2 protein-coding genes and 2 pseudogenes are annotated in these 3,242 nt (G+C 72.9%); all 4 read right to left on the bottom strand.

The window, feature by feature from the left end; translation table 11 throughout:
- Positions 1-435: pseudogene (locus QWZ14_RS29360) on the bottom strand (tetratricopeptide repeat protein); the annotation flags it as partial.
- Between the two features lie 140 nt (positions 436-575).
- On the bottom strand, positions 576-1,055 hold the full coding sequence (gene pal, locus QWZ14_RS29365; protein ID WP_290320617.1) for a peptidoglycan-associated lipoprotein Pal: 480 nt from the start codon (positions 1,053-1,055) through the stop codon (positions 576-578).
- Between the two features lie 195 nt (positions 1,056-1,250).
- Positions 1,251-2,624 carry a Tol-Pal system beta propeller repeat protein TolB gene (tolB, locus tag QWZ14_RS29370; protein WP_377753189.1) on the bottom strand — a complete coding sequence of 458 codons (1,374 nt, stop codon included), beginning with the start codon at positions 2,622-2,624 and terminating at the stop codon, positions 1,251-1,253.
- Between the two features lie 41 nt (positions 2,625-2,665).
- Positions 2,666-3,242, bottom strand: a pseudogene (locus QWZ14_RS29375) (hypothetical protein); the annotation flags it as partial.

The following is a 3,242-nucleotide window of genomic DNA, read 5'->3' on the forward strand; positions in this document are numbered from 1 at the left end:
AGGCGCGGCGGCCGGTGGCGGGGCCGGCCGGGCCGCCGCCCCGCCGCGTGCGCCGCCTTCCATCTGCTGCAGCCGGTAGTCCATGTCGCCCTGCAGCTTCTCGACCGTCTGGGCCAGGTTGCGGTTGCGGTAGTCGCTCTCCTCCAGCCGGCCGCGCAGCCGGCGGGTCTCCTCCTCCAGCGCACCGACGCGGTCGAGCAGCGTGCCGAGGAGCTCCCCCTGGGAGCCGGCTCCGCGCGCCGAGGGGGCCGCGGCGCCCGGACCACCGAGGGCGGAGCCGCCGCGGCGGGCCTGCTCCAGCTCCTGGCGAAGCTGCAGGATCTGGTTCTGCAGATAGATGCCTTCGCGGCTTTCCGCCTGCGCCCGCGCCGGTCGCGTGGCGACGGGCAGCAGCAGCGGCGCGGCGAGGATCAGGGCGGCGAGCGCACGGCGCATAGTGGGCCTCCGGTGGGGCTCATCGCATCGAGGATGATGGCGGGACAGGAAGGGGCTCCAGGCGAAAGCGCCGGGGTGCGGTCAGGTTCCACCGCGCCGGGACCCCCGGCGCGGCGGCGGAAGAAGGACCAGGCCTCGCGTCAGCGGACGACGGTGACCGCCCGGCGGTTCTGCGCCCAGGCATCCTCGGAGGAGCCCAGCGCAGCCGGCCGGTCCTTGCCGTAGGAGATGGTGGCGATGCGGGCCCCGGCGGTGCCGCCCGCGACCAGCACGTCGCGGGCCGCATTGGCGCGGCGCTGGCCGAGCGCCAGATTGTACTCGCGGGTGCCGCGCTCGTCGGCATGGCCCTCGACCTGGACCGTCACCCCCGGGTACCGGGCCAGCCAGCCCGCCTGCCGCTCGAGGATGGAGCGCTGGTCGGCGCGGATGCTGGAGATGTCGGTGTCGAAGAAGACGCGGTCGCCGACATTGGCGACGAGATCTTCCTGGCTGCCCGGACGCGGACCGGCCGAGGTATTCGCCGCGGCGCCGGCACCGGTCGCGGCATTGTTCGTGGTCGATTCGCAGGCGGCCAACAGCGCGAGCGCGGCGACCGCGCCCAGCATCTTCGTATTCCGCATGATGTTGTCCTTCATCCTTCCGATCGGCACGCCACGGCAGTCCGCCGCGGCGGTTACAACCAGCGCGTTAGAGGGTCAAGGAAATCAGCGCCGATGTGGCAATATTGGCGTCGGGTAATGGCGCTCCGCAATGCGGCTTCCACCCGGAAGCGGCATCGCCTTACTTGTTTCGCCGGATGTTGCCACGGCGCCGCATCATGCCAGCAGCGGCGACCAGGCCGGGTCGGAGGCATCGGTCGGCGTGACGATCTGGCGCTCGTTGAAGCCGGCGATGTCGATGCTGGACAGCCGCGCCGAATAGCCGTTGCCGCGGGCGTCCCGGGCCGGCGTCTCCCGGAAGTACATCATGACCCGGCCGTTGGGCGCGAAGGTCGGGCCTTCCATGCCCCAGCCCTCGGACAGGATCCGCTCGCCCGAGCCATCCGGCCGCATCACCCCTATGGCGAACTGGCCGGACGATATACGCGTGAAAGCGATGAGGTCGCCGCGCGGCGACCAGACCGGGGTGGCATAGCGCCCGCGGCCGAAGGAGATGCGGCGGATGCCGCCGCCGCCCGCATCCATGACGTAGATCTGCTGGTCGCCGCCGCGGTCCGAGTTGAACACGATCTGCGACCCGTCCGGCGAGAAGCAGGGCGAGACATCGAGCCCGCCGCCCGAGGTGAGCTGCCGCTCGCGCCGGCTGCCGAGATCGACGATGTAGATGTTGGCGTCGTTGCCGCGGGTGGAGGAGAGGATGACGCTGCGCCCGTCCGGGCTGAAGCGCGGCGACAGCGTCATGCCGGCGAAGACGCCGAGCACTTCCTGCCGCCCGGTGTCGAGGTTGAACAGCGTCACCCGCGGCTCGTTGCGGGCGTAGGACATGAAGGCGATCTGCTGCGCGTTCGGATGGAAGCGCGGGGTCAGCGCGGCGCTGCTGCCGTCGGTCAGGAAGCGCTGGTTCTCGCCGTCCTGGTCCATGATGGCCAGCCGCCGGGTGCGGCGGTCGCGCGGCCCGGTCTCGGCGACATAGACGACGCGGGTGTCGAAGTAGCCCTTCTCGCCCAGCAGCCGCTCATAGACCACGTCCGAGATCAGATGCGCGATGCGGCGCCAGTTGGCGCCCGGCGCGGTGAAGGCGGTGCCCTGGATCTGCGCCTCCGGCAGCACGTCCCAGAGCCGGAACTCGACCCGCAGCCGGTCGCCGGAGATCTCCGCCCGGCCGGTGGTCAGCGCCTGGGCGCCGATGACGCGCCAGTCCTGGAAACGCGGCGTCTGCGCCGCGGCCTCGGCGGTCTGGATGAAGGCGGCGCGGTCGACCGGGCGGAACAGCCCGGAGTTTCGCAGGTTGGCTAGCACCACCCGGGCGATGTCGCGGCCGACCCGCTGCGCCTCCGGCGAGGCCCCGGCGAAATCCGGGATGGCGATGGGGATGGGGTCGGTGCGGGCCTTGGTGATGTCGACCACCGAGCTCGGTCCCTGCGCCCAGGCCGGCAGGCCGGTCAGCAGCGGCAGGCCGAGGGCCATGCCGCCGAACAGCGCCGCGCGGCGCGACAGGAAGCGGGCGTCAGCCCCGTCGTCTCGGATCATGCGGCATATCCTCCTGGCTTCGGGTACCACGCCATGACGCGTCAGCGCAGCCCGAGGTCGCGTGGATTGAAGCGGAATACGGTATCGCGCAGCGCCGCGAGGCGTTCGCGCGGCAGCGGCAGCGGGTTGCACTTGGGGTCGAGCAGGGCACGGCGCGCCGCCTCGTACACCGCCCGCGCCCGCGGCTCGGTCGGCACCGAGCCATTCGGCCGGACATTGCGCACGGTGCCGCCGCCGTCGACCTCGACCCGGAATTCGACGACCACGCTCTGGATGCCGACGCCGCCGCCGTCGACGCTCCAGCATTCGCTGATCTTGTCGGCCAGGCCGGCCTTCTCGCCGGCGCTGAGGTTGGCGGTGCCGGTCGGCGTGCCACCGCCCTGCTGCGGCGCGCCCGGGGCCGGCCGCGGCTGGCCGCGCGGCGCCTCGTTCGTTGCCTGCTGCGCCGCGCGCAGCCGGTCGAGCGTATTCTGCACGCTGGTGCTGCGCTCCTGCGGCCGGGCCACCGGCGGCGTCTGGCCGGTGCCGGCCGCCTGGCTCGGGGTCGGCGGCGGCGGCACCGGGGAGGGCCGGGTCGGATCCGGCCGGGGCGGGGCCGCCGGCGTCGGCTGCGCCTGC

The organism is Paeniroseomonas aquatica (assembly GCF_030409335.1).
Taxonomy (GTDB): Bacteria; Pseudomonadota; Alphaproteobacteria; order Acetobacterales; family Acetobacteraceae; genus Belnapia; species Belnapia aquatica.

Coding starts and splice junctions, on each gene's coding strand:
- pal (WP_290320617.1), bottom strand. CDS start 1,055: ATGCGGAATACGAAGATGCTGGGCGCGGTCGCCGCGCTCGCGCTGTTG.
- tolB (WP_377753189.1), bottom strand. CDS start 2,624: ATGATCCGAGACGACGGGGCTGACGCCCGCTTCCTGTCGCGCCGCGCG.